The following is a 16,096-nucleotide window of genomic DNA, read 5'->3' as shown; positions in this document are numbered from 1 at the left end:
GAGCTAGCGTGTGGATCGTGAATGAAGAAAGAAGTCAGGCTGATTTAGCCGCAGCCTTTAAAGAACAAATGAACAAATCAGCTTTATTTCAAATTACAGGCGTTCACGATGGAATGTCTGCGCTCTATGCGAAAAAAATGGGCTTTCAAGGGCTCTATTTATCAGGTGCCGCTTTTTGTGCCAGCAAAGGACTGCCAGACCTCGGCATGATCCATTCAACAGAAATGGCTGAAAAAGCGAAGGAGATTATTCGAGCTTCCCAGCTGCCGCTTTTGGTCGATATGGACACAGGTTATGGCGGTGTTTTAAATGCAGCAAGAGCGGCAAAAGAAATGGTTGAGAGCAAAGTGGCAGCTGTTCAAATTGAAGATCAGCAAATGCCGAAAAAATGCGGGCATTTAAACGGGAAATCACTCGTTCCAGTAGAAGAAATGGTCGCAAAAATCAAAGCCATCAAACAAGCGGCACCAACGCTTTTGGTGATTGCGAGAACCGATGCAAAGTCCGTAAATGGAATGGAGGATGTCATCCGCCGGGCCAATCTTTACGTAGAAGCAGGAGCTGATGCTATTTTTCCTGAGGCACTCATTACAGCAGAGGACTTCACGCATGCGTCAAACCATATTAAAGGTCCGCTCCTTGCAAACATGACGGAGTTTGGCAAGACGCCTTATTATCATGCAGATGAATTTTCTATATTTGGCTTTCAAATGGTCATTTACCCTGTGTCATCACTTAGAGTTGCTGCAAAAGCGTATGAGCGTTTATTTACAGAAATCATGGAAAAGGGAACGCAGCAGGGGATACTTGGGGATATGCAAACGAGAAAAGAGCTGTATGAAACGATTCATTATGATGAATATGAGGAAATGGACCAGCATTTAGCAAAAACGATCCTCCCGGAAATTGGGAAAGAACAGCGATAAAATGAAAAGCACTTCCTTGACGGAAGTGCTTTTTTTACGATGATGGTGTGGATGAAGAAGCCAATTTCATCTTTTCTTCAACTGTTTTCGTTTTTTCTTTTACTTTTTCAGCGTAAGTGAAGTCACCGTAGCAATACGGATAGCGGAAGTTATCTTTATTGCCGCCGCACGTATAGACCTCGGGGTTTCGTTTCACTTGCTTTTTGGAGTATTGCTTTGCCAGTTTCTCGGAATGTTTTCCCCCGTTTTTTGCAACAAAATCAATATAGCCGATTCCCATGTTATAGCTTTGAATAATGGTTTCCAAATCAACGCCTTTTTTCTTCCCATGCTTGTACATAGTCGAAAAATGATGGACTCCTTGTTTAATGCTTTTCTCAGGGTCATTGATTTCATTTCGTTTCAAACCAAGAGATTCAGAGGCCTGCATTGGATCTCCGCCCCTGCCTTTTGATTCTTGATACATCATACCGAGGATTAACCCGGTATACTGATCTAAATCTTGATCTCTTAACTCTGTTTCTACAAGCGGTTTGTAATCATCCAATCTCGACAAAACAATTGATTCCGTATCAATCGGCAGCTTTTTTAACTCCTTTTGATTAAAGGAGATGGCAATGGCTGCTAATACGAAAACAAAGAGAAAAATCGTGAAACAGCCTGAAATGGCAAAACATCCTGTTTTTTTCTTTTTCAAGGTCAGTTCACCCCTGTTTTGCCCCGCTTTTAAAAGGGAAGTACAGCCTTTTCATTATGCCATATCCTGTGCAGGATACCAAGTGAAAACCTTATAATCAATCATATCCAAACGTAAATTCAGATCTTGTTTTCAGCCTGAAGCAGAAATAAACAAAACCGATAATTAGCCAAATCAAGCCAATGATTAATGCATTTGTACTGATGCTCGTTAACAGCCAAATGCAAAACGCCGTCCCGCATAGAGGGATCACGGCATATCTCAATGTATTCAGTACACCTCTTTGTTTTTGTTTGACGAAAAAGTACGCAAAAACAGACAAATTCACAAAGGTAAATCCAATTAAGGCGCCGAAGCTGATAAAGGAATAAATGACTTCAAGTTCGCCAACGACTGCGGTTAATGAGAAAGCTCCGATTAACAAAATATTAAAAACAGGGGTTTTTAATCTCGGATGAATATACCCGAAGAAACGCTTTGGTAACGATTGATCTCTTCCCATTGCATATAAAAGCCTTGCTGCACTCGCATGTGACGATAAGGAGGAAGAAATGACAGCGACCATTGTGCCGGCTAAAAAGAACGAGTGGAGAAATGCGCCGCCCACAAATTCTGCAATTTCAAGTGAGGCTGCATCAGGATGTTTGAACTGCTGAAAATTTGGAAACACCTGCTGCAAAAAATAAGACGTCAAAGTAAACAGTACGCCTCCAATCGCAACTGTTAAGAAAATGGCAAGCGGAATCGTCTTTTTTGGTTTAATGGTTTCCTCAGACATAGTGGAAATGGCATCAAATCCTAGAAAGGAGAAACATAAAATGGTCGCTCCTGAAAAAATAAGCGCTGGATCTAAGCTCGCTGAATAAAAAGGCCGGGCTGACAATAACTCTCCACTGCCAGCGTTTTGCGTGAGCCCATAAATAACAAATCCAACAAAGGTGACGGCGACAATGACCTGAAATGTCACAAACAGCGCCGTAATGTTGGCTGTAAGCCGTATACCGATGACATTGACAGTCGTTATGGCGATAGCAAGTATGATGATCCAAATGTAATGAGGTACATCAGGAAAGGCTGCGGTTAAATAAGCACTTCCAATCGCAAAATTCACCATAGGCAGAAATAAATAATCCAGTAAGAGTGTCCAGCCCACAAGGAAGCCGACATGAGGATGAATACTTTTTTGTGCATATGTATAAGCAGATCCTGCTTTTGGAAAAGCCTTCACCATATTCCCATAGCTAAGCGCTGTCAATAGTAATGCCAGCAACGTAAATATATAAGCTGCAGCGACGTGTCCTTTCGTCAGCTGAGCAACAATGCCGTATGAATCAAATACGACAAGTGGATCCATATAAGCAAGCCCGATCACAACAAGTGGAAAGACAGTCAGGCTGCGTTTTAGTCTTGGCTCTTCAGTCAATTTGCCTATCAGCTCCTCTAAAAATGAATAAATAATGCTCATTTTAAAAAGAATGCTACCAAGTGTCAATGCTATTTGAATAAATCTTTTGTTTAAAGTGTGCCCGCTTTGCACGCCGGACGTTTTAGTATATGATGATACATAGAATAAGTCGTGATTTGACTAACAAGAAAGGTGAAGCGAAATGAAGGAAGAACTGAATACAAATCAAGAACAGGAACGGATGGAGCTGGATGAAGAAAGTTTATTTCTTGTCTCCCAAACGTTTAAAGCCTTATCTGATCCGACACGTATTCGTATTCTGCACCTCTTGTCTCAAGGTGAATACTCGGTAAATGATATCGCAGAAACGCTGAATCTCATGCAATCAACAGTTTCTCATCAGCTGCGCTTTTTAAAAAACCTTCGTCTCGTGAAATCTAGACGAGCAGGGACATCGATCTTTTACAGTCCTGAAGATCAGCATGTGATGGAAGTACTTGAACAAATGATTCATCATGCACAGCATGACTAATAAAAACCTTCCTATATGAGTAGGAAGGTTTTTACGCATGATGCATACGTGTTGATCGTTTACCTGCTTTCATCATTTGATAAGAAAAAACGACATAGTAAGCAGCTAACAGAAAAAAGCTGAGCATGGTCATGGCATCATCACTCACAATATGCTGATACAGTTCAACGACACCAATCTTTGTGAGCGAATGGTTCGTCAGCTCACCCAGCTTAAAACTAAGTCGAGATAAAAATAAACATAAAATGAAGCTTTCAATCCATTTACTCGTTTTCACGTAAAGACGGCCATTTTCTTCTTTCATGCGGATCGTCTCATAGGCATGAACGGCCAGACTGCTTCCAAAGAGCATACCAATAGCGGCATAGATGAAAATGCTGTGATTTTGCCAGCCTTCTAATAAGAGAATAAGGGCAGTGAGTCCAAATACATACATTCTCATCAAAAGACTGATCGGGCGCACAAGCTGATAGCGTCTCATTCGATTCATTCGAAAGATGATGCAGATCAGCATAATGCCCCCAATTATGAATAACTGCCACACGTGATGTGTCATGATGCAACCTCCTCCTGCATGTGCAGGGATGTAAACGAATGCTGGCTGTTCCTTATCTTTACCATTCTTTCATTTTTTATCAAATCAAAACCTACATTTATGAAAAAGAGGAAAAGGCATGAAAATCGATCGTATTTTGTCTATTGTGATGCTGCTCATTAGCAAAAAGCAAATACAAGCGAAAGACCTTGCTGAACTTCACGAAGTGAGCGTAAGGACGATTTATCGCGATATTGAGACCATCAATCAAGCCGGGATTCCTATTGTGACAACACAAGGAGCAGGCGGTGGCATTTCGCTTGTTGACGACTATCGTTTAGAGAAAAAATTATTTACCGATGATGACATTGAGCTTATTTTAACTGCCCTTGAAAGCATGACGAGTGCATACTCCTTTAAAGAAAGTGAACATGTACTGAAAAAAATCAAATCTCTCATTCCGCCACAAAGTGATGAAAGCGAGAAACAGCACCATGTCTTTATTGATTTAAGCTCATGGGGGAAAGACAGCCAGGCAGAAAAGAAGCTTCAGCTGATCCATACAGCTGCTTCCGCGCATCAATTCATTCAATTCACTTATCGCAACGCAAAAGGTGAAACACTTCCACGTAAAGTGGAGCCTTATACGCTTGTCTTAAAAGGAAGGCATTGGTACTTGTATGCGTTTTGTTGTGTGAAACATGATTTTCGTCTATTCAAGCTGACCAGAATGACAGACCTCATCACCATTTCAGCATATTTCAGGCCGAAAAGAATCAAAAATGAAGAGAAGCCTTGGAATGACTCTTGGCATGAAGAACCTTCAGTCACAACCCTCACGCTCAGGTTAACGGAAGCATCAGTTGGCAAAGTGAAGGAATGGGTGGATGAGAACGAATTGATCATATGTTCAGACGGGACCTATCTGGCAGCATTGACTGTGCCGCAAGATGATTGGCTGCACAGTTTCCTATTCCATTTAGGACCGGACGTCGACATTGTTTCACCTCAGCACATCAAGGAAGCATTTGATCTCCAATTAAAACAATTTATGAAGCGATTAGAAACTTGACACACTGTTGTCAGGTTTCTTTTTATATGATGGGAGAAAAGGAGATGAGAATGTATGTACGATATCGTCACATTAGAGAAACAATGGGTCAAAGGGTTGTCTGTTCGAACAACAAATGAAATAGAGAAAACAAAAGAGCGGAAGATTGCACCGCTTTGGCAGGATTTTTTTGCGCAGCAGCTTTATGGGGGACAAGCTCCAGTCATAGGGCTGTATTCAGATTATGAAAAAGATGAACATGGTTCTTATTTATTTACAGCTGGGCAATTTGCGGATCAGCAGATCGAACATGTAAAAGAGATTCCTGCGTCCACCTACGCAAGATTTCAAACGAGAAAAGGACCGATTGAAGAGGTCGTGCTTGAAACATGGCACAAGATTTGGACGTGGGATCAGCGTCAATACCGCACTTATACAGGTGATTTTGAATGGTATGATGAAAGATCTATTGATCCAAAAGAAGCGCAAATTGATATTTATATTGCGGTTGATGAAAAAATGATTGCTAAAACTAATACCATTAGTTAATATAAAACTAACGATATTAGTTTTAGGAGGACAATCATGAGATTAACAACTTTTGACCGTCTGCACCAGCTTACATTGATGCCGCGATTATTTCCGGTAAATTGCTATGTCTTTGAGGAAGAGGAAGGACTCATCTTAATTGATGCTGCTTTAAAAATGGCGGCGAACTCGATCATCGAATTTGCCCGTAAAAAGAACAAACCAATTCATAAGATTATTCTCACTCATAGCCATATGGATCATATCGGCGCATTAGATGAGGTGAAGAAGGCTTTTCCAGAGGCAGTTGTCTATTTATCAAAACGTGATGCACGCCTTTTTGAAGGTGATTTTTCCTTGCTCCCTGATGAACCTCAGCAAAAAATTAAAGGCAGTTTTATGAAAAATATCCATACAAAACCAGATGTGCTTGTCAAAGAAGGAGATGAGATTGGGCCGCTCAAAGTGATTGCAACACCAGGGCATACACCCGGCAGCATTTCTTTATACGATGAAAGGTCAGGAGTTGTCATTGCAGGGGATGCACTTGTGACAAAAGGCGGCTTATCGGTTACGGGTGAGTTTCGGTGGAGCTTCCCGTTCCCGGCATTTGCCACATGGGATGCAGAAACCGCATTAAAAAGCGCTGAAAAATTACTAGCGCTGCGCATATCCTGTCTTGCTGCAGGACATGGTGACCTTATCATAGAGCCTCATGAAAAGCTTCAAGCTGCCGTTAAAAAAAGACAGCACCAGCTAAAAAAAGGAGGGCAGTAAACCGTGTCTCCAAGAATGGGAATTACACAAGAAAAAATTATGGATACAGCGGCTGCATTTGTTGATGAAGAGGGCTTCTCCGCTTTGACCATTGCTACATTGTCTAAAAGGCTGAATATCAGGCCGCCTTCTCTTTATAATCATGTATCCGGCCTTCATGAGATTCAGGCAGCACTCGCAGTAAAGGGGCTCTCCATGCTTTGTGAGGAAGGGATGCAAGTCACAGAGGGGCTAGAAAAAGAAGCAGCTGTTTTAGCCTTTGCCAGACAATATGTGCAATTTGTCCGAACACACCCCGGTCTTTATGAAGCTGCCTTTTCACATATGAACGAAAAAGAAGTACGACTTGCAGCAGAGCGCCTTGTTCAGTTTGTTCAATCCATTATGTCACGCTTTGGTGTAAAGGAAGAGGAAATGACGCATGTCGTCAGAGGACTGAGAAGCTTACTGCACGGCTTCGGTGATATTTCTAATAAAAAGGGATTTCAACGAAAAGAACAGCTTGAAGAAAGTGTGAGCTATGCGGTTCGGCTCTATATCACAGGTGTATTGCAAAAAGAAGATCTGTCTATTTGACAGGTCTTTTTTTATAGCAAATCGATATCATAAAGGAGCGTCCGTCTGGCACAATTTTTTAGCGAGAAAAACGAATAAAGATTTGACAGTTTTGTGAAACATGGTATGCTTATTATGTGAAATAATTCACATAGAGGAGTAGAGGCAGATGAAAAGAAAGCCTGTTTATGTGGAAACAACCATTCATGCACCTTTAGAGAAAGTATGGGAATATACGCAAAATCCAAAGCTTCATGAACAGTGGGATTTGCGCTTTTCAACCATTTCATTAAATGGACCCCAAGATGAACAGCCCCAAACTTTTTTGTATGAAAAGCATCTTGGTTTTGGGGTAAGTGTCACAGGGACAGGAGCATATCGAACTAGAATGATGGATGAACGGAATGAACGGGCATCCTCGCTTAAATTCAAATCGTCACACCCATTGTCTTTTATCAAAGAAGGCGGCGGCTATTGGAAATATGTGAAAACGAACGATCATATTGTGTTTCAAACGCAATTTGATTATGAACCGAAAGAAGGAAAAGGATGGGCGTGGGCAGATCGATTTCTTTTTCGCCCGATGATGGGGTTTATGACGGCCTTTAGTTTTGGCGCACTAAAGACGTGGCTTGAAAAGGGTACGCACCCTCGGTTGTTACTGGAGAGAACACTTGCCCATTATGGAATTTGTTTGCTGTTTGCCATCGTCTGGCTGTGTCAAGCGGTTATCCCTTTTTCACATTCTGCTTTGGATCATAGCACCGGATTTCGGTTGTTTTATGCCCTTATAGGCGTATCATGGCTGATACCTAAGCTATCAAAGAAATATTTGTTCATTCTTCAAAGTGTGTTTCTGCTGCTGATGCTTTGTATCGGGATCCTATCCCCCCAAACGACACTCCATGAGCCGCTTGTGATGAGTGCATTTTTGATCCTATCCATTGCAGGAATGATTAATTTAAAAGATTGTATAGACGTATTTTCGATCAAACGAAAAAGGGGAGGTAGACATGGTCGTTCATCGTCATCAAGTAAAGGATTACGATAAGCTGCACCCAAAATTAAAAGAAAGATACAATCGTGCATTTACCGCTGAAGGCACCATGGAGGAAATAGGCGGCGGAACGAGGCTCATTCGATTTTTCTTCAAAATTGGTCCACTGTTTCGCTGTTTTTTCCCTGAGAGAGGAAAAAACATTCCTTTCCGGATTGTGAATAAACCCTTTATGACAAATAAGAGAGAGGAAGGCATGCACTGGTTTCGTACGTTTTATTTCCCAAAGAAGGAACGGCACTTTGATGCAGATATGATCATTGATCAGAAGAGTCATAAAGTACTAGACTATTTTGGAAAGCCTAGACTTCTTATGTCAGAGCTTCATTTTACAGTAACAAAGCATGGGTTCCTTCGCATTCAATCCGGCCGGCAGAAGCTGTTGATGTTAGGACGTGAGTGGCCGCTGCCTTCATGGCTTTACGGTGTGTCAGATGTCACAGAAGGCTACGACGAGCACGCGGGTGTGTATACCATTGATGTGCATGTGAAAAACCGATTGTTTGGGACCCTTTTTACATATAAAGGCCGGTTTACTGAAAGGGTGATGTCTCATGATGAATAAATGGCATTTGATATCAAGCCTCGTCTTCATGTGCTGTTTTATCGCCACCCGCTTGATGACAGGTCCGGTAGCAGAGTTATTTTTACTGATCGCCATTCTGTTTTTCCTTCCTGCAATTTTAGCCTTTTTTGTGAAGGAAGAGAGGGAGAGTAAGCCGGGGATACTGCTCGGCTTTTTAATGAAAACCTTTCCATTAGCTGCTCTTTGTGCAACGGCTGCATTCATCTATCATTCTGCCTTGTTTGCATCGGGATGGTTTTTGTATACGATTCTTTTGGCGTTATATGGCTGTACTCGTTTGCTGAAAAGGGGAATCTTTCCGCTTCATGAATTGATCATCGATGGTGCATGGATGTATCTCGCTTTAGGAGGGCTTTGGTTTTGGCTGTACACGGCAGATATACAGGTGATGACCTTTTCACCAATCATCGTGCTTTTGACCGCTATTCATTTTCATTACTCGGCTTTTTTTATCCCGCTTTTCTATGGATTATTAGGGAGACAGCGAGAAAAAGAGACAGCTTTATACAAAGCGGCAGGCTGGGTGATTTTGCTGTCGCCTGTGATGATTGCTGTTGGGATTAGCTTCTCCCGTCTATTTGATACGTTCAGCGTTACGCTATATGTCATTGCACTCTACTTGTACGGTATTCTTTGTATGAAAACAAGGTTTCGATCGTCTGTGGCAAAAGTGCTGATTGTGTTTTCTAGCTGCGTCTTAATGGGAACGATCGTGCTATCTCTTCTTTATTCCGCTGGCATGCTCATGCGCGTGACCTACATCAGCATTGATCAGATGATTTGGTTTCATGGCAGTATTAATGCCTTTTTTGTTATTTTACCAGGTTTGATTGGATGGCTGATCGAAGGGCCAAAGGATCAATTGAAGCAGAAGGACTTTCCGATATCAAAAGTGCATGGCCGTTTTCATTTGATCTCTTTTCAAAAGGAAAGAATGCATGATCGAGAGAACCTTGGTTTAGTCGATTCACTTGATGATTTAAATGGAACGACATTTTCAGCTGATAGGGTGTCACCTGTGATTCGAAGGTTTTATGAGAACCCGATGGCGTTTACGTTAAAAGCAGCAGTCTGTTTTCATTGGTGGGTGAGGCCGTTTGTTTTTTTACTTCAGCCAGTTTTTAAGAAAATAGGCCAGCTCTATTTGGGGACATCTTGTATCCCGTATGAAATGAAGGGGCGTCTGACTACATTTCAACATCCTAAAGAAGGGCGAAAGAATGTCAGGGCGTGGATCCGTTATAACGAAAAAGGGGAGCAGGTTTTTTTTGCACTTTATGCTCATCATCACGATGCAGCTGCGGGCTATATGAATATTGCGCTGCCGCTTCCATATTCTCAGATGACCGCCATTTTAAAACCTTTTAATGAAAATGAAGACTTTCTCTTAAAAAGTGCATGTCCAAAAGGCAGTACCGGTGACGAAGGATTGTATTTGCATACACCTTTTATCACCATGAAACTGCCAATGGAAGAAAGCTTTCATATGAAGCCGGAGACAGATAAAAGTCTCACAGCAGTTCATCAAATGAAGCTATTCGGTATTCCCTTTTTAACGATTCATTATCAAATTGACAGCGGGAAGCCATCCTGTTAATCAATGATGTCACATGGTTCACCGTGCCGAATGATGTTCACAATCGCTTGCCCATCACTCGGATGATGATCTGCATACTGGACTGGCAGCAGTGCAAAAAATACATAGTAGACAGAGAAGTAAGCAAATTGATAGAAAAATTGATGTTCTGGCAGGATATCATTGGCGATCATTGTATTCAGTATGAGAACACTGAGCAGGTTGCATAATGATCCGCCTAGGTAGACAAGAATATGCGAGAATCGGTTATTTTTCCTCATTTCTTCATAATGGCAAAATGCATCTAGAAAATAGATTCGTCTAATTTCAACAACACCTATTTTCAATACTTTTTTGCCTCTGCCAAGAGCAAAAGAAACCTTTGCGCCAAACATCCATGCGACCATAATATGGCCAAGCTGATGCAAGATGGCAACGATAGGAAGAATGACGAAAAACGACCAGCAAAATGTCCACATATCTGATAATGTAAACAAGTGTTAACCCCTCCCCAATATATTTGGGAGGAAGCAGTAGGATTATTTGCCATTTTACTGAATTCATTTTCAGGATGCAAATATTTAATACATGACGATAAAAACATTATGTAAACTAAAGGGAAGTTTTTGCGATGAATCGGCTTTTTGACTCACTTTTTTTACGAAATGAATGTGCTACAATGAAAAAAACAATAGATAACTCTAGTAAATGAACCTACCCTTGAATGAAGAGGAGAGAATCAGATGGCAGATATTGAACAGTTTTTGGCGTTAGATATTCGTGTTGGGACGATCATTGAAGCAGAATTCTTTGCAGAGGCAAGAGTACCTGCATTAAAACTCAAGATTGATTTTGGTGAAGAGGTTGGTCTAAAGCAATCCAGTGCTCAGCTGACAAAACGGTATACAGCTGAGAATATCATTGGCAGACAAATCGTAGCAGTCGTCAATTTTCCGCCAAGAAGAATTGCAGGATTCAAATCAGAAGTGCTTGTCTTAGGGGGCATGCCATCAAAAGAAGACGTGGTTTTACTAGCCACAGATGAGCCTGTCGAAAATGGAACAAAAATAGGGTAATAAAAAAGACATCTTCCTGAGAAGATGTCTTTTGCGTATTGAGGCGGAATAACCACACGCCACATTCGTGTGTGTCTCAAGGAGACATGTTACCCGACTTACACAATTCAGCTCATCGCTTGATTAATATAGCATGAGGTGATCGGAATTGCAACCATTAAATGCTTTACTTCAGTTTTTCACGTCATTTCAGCAGAAAAATGACAAGAAATCAATTATTTGGATTATTTTTTCAAAAAATATTGAAAAGTCAGATCAGATTTTATAAAATGAATTCATCTTAGTTTGTTTAGTCGATAAACTAAGATGAATTCCAAGTGATGATCCGGTCATTAAAGGGGATGATTCCGTCATTCAAATCATTTGCTGTGTATGTGGGCTAAGCTGAAAGGATCAGATGTTCAGCTTCATTTTTACAACAAATTGAAAGCGCTTTATATTCTTTGTATTGACTGCTGCTGCCCTCCATCATCTGTTCATTAGAAGAGGCTAAGAGAAGAAGGGAGAAAGCTCATGGTAAGTGAGAATTTAAAAAAGATTCGTATGTCTGAAAAAGTGGGATATGCTTCAGGAGATTTCGCATGTAACTTAATTTATGCAACTGTCTCTACGTATCTATTATTTTTTTATACAGATGTGTATGGTTTATCAGCGGCGGCAGCAGGAACGATGTTTTTAGTTGTTCGCGCCATTGATGCGCTTGCAGATCCGTTTATTGGTGCATTGGTGGATCGAACGAACAGCCGTTTTGGCAGGTTTAGACCTTACTTGTTATTCGGTGCGTTTCCTTTTGTGGTACTTGCTATCCTTTGCTTTACAACACCTGATCTTTCTGAAATGGGTAAACTCGTTTATGCCTACATCACGTATGTTGGTTTATCGCTTACATACACATTCATCAATGTTCCTTATGGTGCTTTAACATCCGCAATGACAAGAAATAACCAAGAGGTTGTCAGTATTACGTCTGTTCGTATGCTTTTTGCTAATCTCGGAGGTCTAGTTGTTGCTTTTTTTGTTCCTTTTCTTGCGACTTTTTTGAGCGATAAAACAGGAAATACAGCCCTCGGCTGGCAGATGACGATGGCTTTTCTCGGCGTTCTTGGCGGTGCATTACTTATTTTCTGTTTTAAAAGCACGAATGAACGTGTCACGCTTCAAAAGCCGGAGGAAAAAATTAAGTTCAGTGATATCTTTGTGCAGTTACGTGTCAATCGTCCGCTTGTTGTATTAAGCATTTTCTTTATTATTATTTTTGGCGTGAACTCGATCAGTAACTCTGTTGGGATCTATTATGTGACGTATAACCTCGGCAGAGAAGATTTAGTGAAATGGTACGGACTCATTGGCAGTCTGCCAGCTTTAATGGTGCTGCCGTTTATTCCAAAACTGCACAAGCTGTTAGGAAAGAAAAAGCTGCTGAATTATTCATTATTGCTGAATATCGTAGGTCTTCTTGCATTACTTGTGATACCGCCGAGTCAAATCACTTTAATACTGATTTTTAGGCTCGTTGCAGCTGCAGGAAGTATTACAGCCGGTGCTTACATGTGGGCGCTTATTCCTGAAACCGTTGAATATGGCGAATATAAAACAGGAAAAAGGATGGGCGGGCTCATCTATGCCATCATCGGATTCTTCTTTAAATTTGGGATGGCATTAGGCGGGATTGTGCCAGGGCTTGTACTCGATCGCTTTGGCTATGTTGCGAACCAAATGCAAACACCAGAAGCATTACTGGGCATTTTAATCACGACAACGGTGATTCCTGTATGCTTACTGATTTTAGCGATGGTGGATATTAATTTTTATAACCTAGACGAAGAAAAACATAAAAAAGTCGTACGGGAGCTTGAGAATAGAGACAAAGTGTATATCGATCATATGGACGATTTTAAAATGTAGGTCTCTGAAAGAGGAGGAAGTTCAATGAAGATTACCAACCCAGTGCTCAAAGGGTTTAATCCTGATCCAAGTATTTGCCGTGTAGGAGAAGATTATTATATGGCCGTCTCTACATTTGAATGGTTTCCAGGGGTGCAAATTTATCATTCAAAGGATCTCGTCCATTGGCGTCTTGCTGCGCGTCCATTGCAAAAAACGTCGCAGCTGGATATGAAGGGGAATCCTGACTCTGGCGGGGTATGGGCGCCGTGCTTAAGCTATGCTGATGGGCAGTTTTGGCTTATTTATTCAGATATCAAAGTAGTGGATGGCCCATTTAAAGACGGTCATAATTATTTGGTCACGGCAAGCGAGGTGGACGGCGATTGGAGTGAACCGATCCTGCTCAACAGCTCTGGCTTTGATCCATCTTTATTCCATGATCACAGCGGGAAGAAATACGTCTTAAATATGCTGTGGGATCATAGGGAAAAGCATCATTCCTTTGCAGGTATTGCCTTGCAGGAATATAGTGTGGCTGAAAAGAAGCTCATCGGTCAAAGGAAGGTCATTTTTAAAGGCACACCGATTAAACTGACAGAAGCGCCGCATCTGTATCATATCGGTGACTACTACTATTTATTAACGGCAGAAGGAGGTACCCGGTATGAGCATGCAGCAACGATCGCCCGGTCCTCGCATATTGAAGGGCCTTATGAGGTTCATCCTGATAACCCGATTTTAAGTGCCTTCCATGTGCCTGAACATCCGCTTCAAAAATGCGGGCATGCTTCAATCGTTCAAACGCATACAAATGAATGGTATCTCGCTCATCTCACTGGCCGCCCGATTCAATCCAGCAAGGAATCGATTTTTCAACAGAGAGGGTGGTGCCCTTTAGGAAGAGAAACAGCGATCCAAAAGCTTGAATGGAAGGATGGATGGCCTTATGTTGTAGGCGGAAAAGAGGGGACGCTAGAGGTTGAAGCGCCAAAGATCGAAGAAAAGGTTTTTGCACCAACCTATCATACAGTCGATGAATTTAAAGAATCAACACTAAATAGACACTTCCAAACATTAAGAATTCCGTTTACCGATCAGATTGGTTCGTTAACAGAGAAACCTCAGCATTTAAGGTTATTCGGCCGCGAATCTTTAACGTCTAAGTTTACCCAAGCATTTGTTGCAAGACGCTGGCAAAGCTTTTATTTTGAAGCAGAGACAGCTGTTTCGTTCTTCCCAGAAAACTTTCAGCAAGCCGCAGGTCTTGTGAATTATTATAATACGGAAAACTGGACAGCACTCCAGGTGACAAATGATGAGGAACTTGGCCGCACGCTGGAACTATCTGTTTGTCAAAACCTTGCCTTTTCTCAGCCATTGGCACATAAAATCATCATTCCTGACGAGGTCACTTATGTCTATTTAAAAGTGACCGTTCGGAAAGAGACATATAAATATTCTTATTCATTTGATCAGAAAGAGTGGAAGGAAATTGATGTACCGCTTGAATCCATCCATTTATCCGATGATTTCATTCGAGGTGGAGGTTTTTTTACAGGGGCATTTGTCGGTATGCAGTGCCAAGATACGAGCGGCGAGTGTCTTCCTGCTGATTTTCACTATTTTCGCTATGAGGAAACAGACGAATAAAAAGACAACTCGCTACGAGCTGCCTCTTTTTGAAAAATATATAGATCAGGTTGTGAGGGTGGCATCTTGCAGAAAAGCTTCTATGACAAGAGATGTCATCCCCAATACTGGTGCATTGTGTCCTAATGATGAAGGGAGCAGCTCTACATGTGAGCTGAATTGCGTATCCATTCGCGAGGATACCTCCTCCTTAATCACATGTAGAACCGCCTGATGTGATTCGATCACTTTGTTTCTTAAAATAATGGCTTGCGGGTTAAAGGTATGCAGGACATTTGTGAGACCGACACCAAGGTAAAAGCCAAAGTTGCGCAGGGCATTGAGCGTTTTCATATCATTTAACTTGGCCAGCTGTTCCAGATCTTGATGGGAGATGTGCTGATCATCTGTTTGAAGAGACTGAAACAAGGCTTTCTCAGAAGCATACAATTCCCAGCACCCACGGTTCCCGCAGCTGCATGTTGGTCCGTTAAAATCGATCGTCATATGTCCCATTTCACCAGAAAAGCCATACGCTCCTCTGTATAAATGATGATTGATGATGATTCCAATCCCGATGCCAGTGCCGATGCTTGCATAGATCAAATGGTCATAATGTTTAGCGGCACCAAAGATTTTTTCTCCATATGCACCGGCATTTGCTTCATTTTCAATGAAGATCGGTACTTGGAATTTCTCTTGGAGCGTGGTTTTTAGATCAACATTTTTCCATTTTGAATGAGGCGTAAACACGATTTGTTCACCTGCATTCACTAAACCATGTATGCATAGGCCAATGCCAATGAGCCCGTATGGGGAAGAGGGCATTTGTGTGATGAGCTGCTGTATTAATTCAATTAATTTACGTATCGTCACCTCAGGAGAGCTGGGTGGGAGCTTGATCTGCTCTTCGTAAAGAATAGACCCTTCAAGGTCAGTTAATATGCCATTGACGTAATCAACGCCGACATCGATTCCGATGGAACAGCCAGCACGTTTATTAAACATCAGTAAAACCGGTCTTCTCCCGCCGCTAGACTCACCTTGACCGATCTCATAGACGAGATGTTCTTTCATTAACGTACTTACTTGAGAAGAAACAGTCGATTTATTTAATCCAGTGCGTTCAGATAATTTTGCTCTCGAAATGGGCGCATGCTGGAGAATTTCTTTTAATAAAAGTTTTTGATTTATTTTTTTGACAAAGTTCTGATCAGCGATATCCACGTTATCCACTCCATTTGTTTCGTCTTTAGATTAAGTTGAGAAGAGCTGCTTT

17 protein-coding genes are annotated in these 16,096 nt (G+C 41.5%); 12 read left to right on the top strand and 5 right to left on the bottom strand.

Going from position 1 to position 16,096, the window contains the following annotated elements; genetic code table 11:
- Window positions 1-8 precede the first annotated feature (8 nt).
- Entirely contained in the window at window positions 9-926 is a 918-nt protein-coding gene (prpB, locus tag ASE42_RS11490; protein ID WP_034621354.1) for a methylisocitrate lyase, read from the top strand.
- 34 nt (window positions 927-960) lie between these two features.
- Here the strand turns inward: prpB and ASE42_RS11485 are convergent, their stop codons facing one another.
- Together ASE42_RS11485 and ASE42_RS11480 are read right to left on the bottom strand one after the other, a co-directional pair.
- The gene (locus ASE42_RS11485; protein ID WP_024422672.1) at window positions 961-1,623 is read right to left on the bottom strand and encodes a lysozyme family protein; all 663 of its coding nucleotides are present in this window, start codon (window positions 1,621-1,623) and stop codon (window positions 961-963) included.
- Between the two features lie 97 nt (window positions 1,624-1,720).
- Window positions 1,721-3,046, bottom strand: coding sequence for an APC family permease (locus tag ASE42_RS11480; protein WP_025093128.1), 1,326 nt, complete (start codon window positions 3,044-3,046; stop codon window positions 1,721-1,723).
- Window positions 3,047-3,230: 184 nt separating this feature from the next.
- On the opposite strand from ASE42_RS11480, the gene czrA reads away from it, so the two are divergent.
- Entirely contained in the window at window positions 3,231-3,560 is a 330-nt protein-coding gene (gene czrA / locus ASE42_RS11475) for a Zn(II)-responsive metalloregulatory transcriptional repressor CzrA (protein WP_024422670.1), read from the top strand.
- 31 nt (window positions 3,561-3,591) lie between these two features.
- Here czrA and ASE42_RS11470 read toward each other — a convergent pair whose 3' ends face one another.
- Window positions 3,592-4,116 (bottom strand): hypothetical protein, encoded by a 525-nt coding sequence (locus ASE42_RS11470; RefSeq protein ID WP_024428348.1) that lies wholly within the window; start codon window positions 4,114-4,116, stop codon window positions 3,592-3,594.
- A gap of 118 nt (window positions 4,117-4,234) precedes the next feature.
- Between ASE42_RS11470 and ASE42_RS11465 the strand changes: the two genes are divergently transcribed.
- The 7 genes from ASE42_RS11465 to ASE42_RS11435 all read left to right on the top strand — a co-directional run bounded on the left by ASE42_RS11465 (window position 4,235) and on the right by ASE42_RS11435 (window position 10,246).
- Window positions 4,235-5,167, top strand: a complete 933-nt coding sequence (locus tag ASE42_RS11465; protein WP_024428349.1) for a helix-turn-helix transcriptional regulator — start codon at window positions 4,235-4,237, stop codon at window positions 5,165-5,167.
- A gap of 54 nt (window positions 5,168-5,221) precedes the next feature.
- Window positions 5,222-5,695, top strand: a complete 474-nt coding sequence (locus ASE42_RS11460) for a GyrI-like domain-containing protein (protein WP_056767055.1) — start codon at window positions 5,222-5,224, stop codon at window positions 5,693-5,695.
- Window positions 5,696-5,731: 36 nt separating this feature from the next.
- Window positions 5,732-6,451 carry an MBL fold metallo-hydrolase gene (locus ASE42_RS11455; RefSeq protein ID WP_056767053.1) on the top strand — a complete coding sequence of 240 codons (720 nt, stop codon included), beginning with the start codon at window positions 5,732-5,734 and terminating at the stop codon, window positions 6,449-6,451.
- A 3-nt stretch (window positions 6,452-6,454) separates the two neighbouring features.
- Window positions 6,455-7,027: a TetR/AcrR family transcriptional regulator gene (locus tag ASE42_RS11450; protein ID WP_056767051.1), complete on the top strand. Its 573-nt coding sequence runs from the start codon at window positions 6,455-6,457 to the stop codon at window positions 7,025-7,027.
- 148 nt (window positions 7,028-7,175) lie between these two features.
- Entirely contained in the window at window positions 7,176-8,057 is an 882-nt protein-coding gene (locus tag ASE42_RS11445) for a hypothetical protein (protein ID WP_056767050.1), read from the top strand.
- A complete protein-coding gene (locus ASE42_RS11440; protein WP_056767047.1) occupies window positions 8,020-8,628 on the top strand; it encodes a DUF4166 domain-containing protein in 609 nt (202 codons plus the stop codon). Before ASE42_RS11445 ends, ASE42_RS11440 begins: the two co-directional genes overlap by 38 nt.
- Entirely contained in the window at window positions 8,621-10,246 is a 1,626-nt protein-coding gene (locus tag ASE42_RS11435; protein ID WP_056767426.1) for a YndJ family protein, read from the top strand. The genes ASE42_RS11440 and ASE42_RS11435 overlap by 8 nt, the downstream gene beginning before the upstream one ends.
- On the opposite strand, the gene ASE42_RS11430 is transcribed toward ASE42_RS11435, so the two are convergent.
- Window positions 10,243-10,722, bottom strand: coding sequence for a hypothetical protein (locus ASE42_RS11430; protein WP_024422662.1), 480 nt, complete (start codon window positions 10,720-10,722; stop codon window positions 10,243-10,245). The genes ASE42_RS11435 and ASE42_RS11430 overlap by 4 nt on opposite strands.
- A gap of 246 nt (window positions 10,723-10,968) precedes the next feature.
- Here ASE42_RS11430 and csaA point away from each other — a divergent pair, with 246 nt between their 5' ends.
- The 3 genes from csaA to ASE42_RS11415 all read left to right on the top strand — a co-directional run bounded on the left by csaA (window position 10,969) and on the right by ASE42_RS11415 (window position 14,838).
- Window positions 10,969-11,301: a chaperone CsaA gene (gene csaA, locus ASE42_RS11425; protein WP_025093134.1), complete on the top strand. Its 333-nt coding sequence runs from the start codon at window positions 10,969-10,971 to the stop codon at window positions 11,299-11,301.
- Window positions 11,302-11,814: 513 nt separating this feature from the next.
- The gene (locus tag ASE42_RS11420; protein WP_024428356.1) at window positions 11,815-13,206 is read left to right on the top strand and encodes an MFS transporter; all 1,392 of its coding nucleotides are present in this window, start codon (window positions 11,815-11,817) and stop codon (window positions 13,204-13,206) included.
- A gap of 24 nt (window positions 13,207-13,230) precedes the next feature.
- A complete protein-coding gene (locus tag ASE42_RS11415; protein WP_056767045.1) occupies window positions 13,231-14,838 on the top strand; it encodes a glycoside hydrolase family 43 protein in 1,608 nt (535 codons plus the stop codon).
- 45 nt (window positions 14,839-14,883) lie between these two features.
- Here ASE42_RS11415 and ASE42_RS11410 read toward each other — a convergent pair whose 3' ends face one another.
- Window positions 14,884-16,044: an ROK family transcriptional regulator gene (locus ASE42_RS11410; protein WP_056767044.1), complete on the bottom strand. Its 1,161-nt coding sequence runs from the start codon at window positions 16,042-16,044 to the stop codon at window positions 14,884-14,886.
- Between the last annotated feature and the right edge of the window lie 52 nt (window positions 16,045-16,096).

Source organism: Bacillus sp. Root920, assembly GCF_001429445.1.
Classification (GTDB): domain Bacteria; phylum Bacillota; class Bacilli; order Bacillales; family Bacillaceae; genus Bacillus; species Bacillus safensis.
The sequence above is the reverse complement of the archived record's forward strand: the minus strand, read 5'-3'. Positions and strand labels throughout refer to the sequence as shown.

Coding starts and splice junctions, on each gene's coding strand:
- ASE42_RS11455 (WP_056767053.1), top strand. CDS start 5,732: ATGAGATTAACAACTTTTGACCGTCTGCACCAGCTTACATTGATGCCG.
- csaA (WP_025093134.1), top strand. CDS start 10,969: ATGGCAGATATTGAACAGTTTTTGGCGTTAGATATTCGTGTTGGGACG.
- ASE42_RS11440 (WP_056767047.1), top strand. CDS start 8,020: ATGGTCGTTCATCGTCATCAAGTAAAGGATTACGATAAGCTGCACCCA.
- ASE42_RS11460 (WP_056767055.1), top strand. CDS start 5,222: ATGTACGATATCGTCACATTAGAGAAACAATGGGTCAAAGGGTTGTCT.
- czrA (WP_024422670.1), top strand. CDS start 3,231: ATGAAGGAAGAACTGAATACAAATCAAGAACAGGAACGGATGGAGCTG.
- ASE42_RS11445 (WP_056767050.1), top strand. CDS start 7,176: ATGAAAAGAAAGCCTGTTTATGTGGAAACAACCATTCATGCACCTTTA.
- ASE42_RS11435 (WP_056767426.1), top strand. CDS start 8,621: ATGAATAAATGGCATTTGATATCAAGCCTCGTCTTCATGTGCTGTTTT.
- ASE42_RS11420 (WP_024428356.1), top strand. CDS start 11,815: ATGGTAAGTGAGAATTTAAAAAAGATTCGTATGTCTGAAAAAGTGGGA.
- ASE42_RS11465 (WP_024428349.1), top strand. CDS start 4,235: ATGAAAATCGATCGTATTTTGTCTATTGTGATGCTGCTCATTAGCAAA.
- ASE42_RS11415 (WP_056767045.1), top strand. CDS start 13,231: ATGAAGATTACCAACCCAGTGCTCAAAGGGTTTAATCCTGATCCAAGT.
- ASE42_RS11470 (WP_024428348.1), bottom strand. CDS start 4,116: ATGACACATCACGTGTGGCAGTTATTCATAATTGGGGGCATTATGCTG.